Here is a 1,460-nt window from a genome sequence, read left to right as displayed (position 1 = left end):
GGGCTCACCTCTTCCCATCTCGAACAGAGAAGTTAAGCCCAATCGCGCCGATGGTACTGCATTTATGTGGGAGAGTAGGTCGCCGCCTTTCTTAATTCTGATACAATCAGAATATTACAAACCTCATGTCGAAAGATATGAGGTTTTTTTATGCATTAAAATTAAATAATTGGTGACTTTTTGAACTTTGTTTAGGATAAAAAAAAGGGGGATTAAGAATCAAGTCCATAAATTAGGATCAATACCAAAGCCAGTAGCTTTAAACCTTAATTTATTTCTATTTGAGACTTTAATTAAACTTGCTTAACTACTATTACCAGAAGTTCTAGTTACCTACTTTTAACGGATCAAACACGAAGTTAAAAACTAGTAATTTCATTTCTTTTTTACTGAACTGAACACTATACTAGAAGAATAAAGATAACTGAAATTAATCGCCAAAGATTTATTAGAATTTAACAGCTGAAATAATGACGGCTCCCATTATTTTATGGGTACTTATATATTAGGAAGCTTGTATTAATAATGGTTATATAGATATTTAATAGAAAATAAGCAATAGTTTATTGGTGTTATCTATGATACTTGATAGAAGAGATCCATAATTTTATGTTGGTTATCTTATAGGAAATTATGTTTTAGTTTTGTTCTTCTTCTACACTTATATAACTTACAAGTGTTTTTTATTTTATCAAATTATTCACGGTTTTTTGTGGTTATTGAAGATTTAATAAGTCTTTAAGGTTAGTAAATTTATTATTTTGTTAGCATTTTTCAGGTTTATTTTCTAAATATTTGTTTACCTATACTTTTAATACTGATTTTCTCTGCTATATTATTAATGAAAAAGCAATTATTTTAGATAAAACTGATAAAGAACCTTTGTCTGAGTAGAAGTAGTTTATAAATAGTATGCGTAGAAATAAATATTGTTAGTATAAAATTTAAAGTCCAGGAATAATTTTAACTCATTTCTTGTTAATTGGTAAACGTAGTCGTTATTTTTCTTAAATAAACGTTTTTCATGTATTTATAAAAAAAGAGTATTGATTTTTAGTAAACCAATTTTAATTATATATCGATAAAATATGACTTTTACATGTAATTGGAGTACTTTTTTATCTTTAGAAATAGTAATTAATGTTTGGAAGTTTAGCTCAAAATAAGCTGGTTTAATTTTATTTTTAAATAATTAATAAGCTAATCGATAGATTATTCTAGTGATTGTATTATTTAAACGGCTATTAGATCCAAAAAAAAGAATATAAATCCAGTCCAATTAGAAAACAGCCCCACGATAACCCCCATATTTTCAATGATTTAAGTTCTATTGAAAAAACAATTTAAAAAAAGGCAAAAAAAACAGTTGAGATATTAAAAAGGTGTTGTAAGTTTGCACCCGCTAACAGGAATATTAGTTTGTTAGTTTCGTTCATTGAGAGAGTTGTTTTCAGTTATTT

1 rRNA gene is annotated in these 1,460 nt (G+C 26.6%); it reads left to right on the top strand.

Annotated elements, in window-relative coordinates:
* Window positions 1-91 (top strand): 5S ribosomal RNA (rrf, locus tag ES045_RS16180); the annotation flags it as partial.
* Between the last annotated feature and the right edge of the window lie 1,369 nt (window positions 92-1,460).

The sequence above is a fragment of the Polaribacter sp. IC073 genome (genome assembly GCF_007997075.1).
In the GTDB taxonomy this organism is placed as follows: domain Bacteria; phylum Bacteroidota; class Bacteroidia; order Flavobacteriales; family Flavobacteriaceae; genus Polaribacter.
Note: the sequence above shows the minus strand (reverse complement) of the source record. Positions and strands in the feature narration are given on the sequence as shown.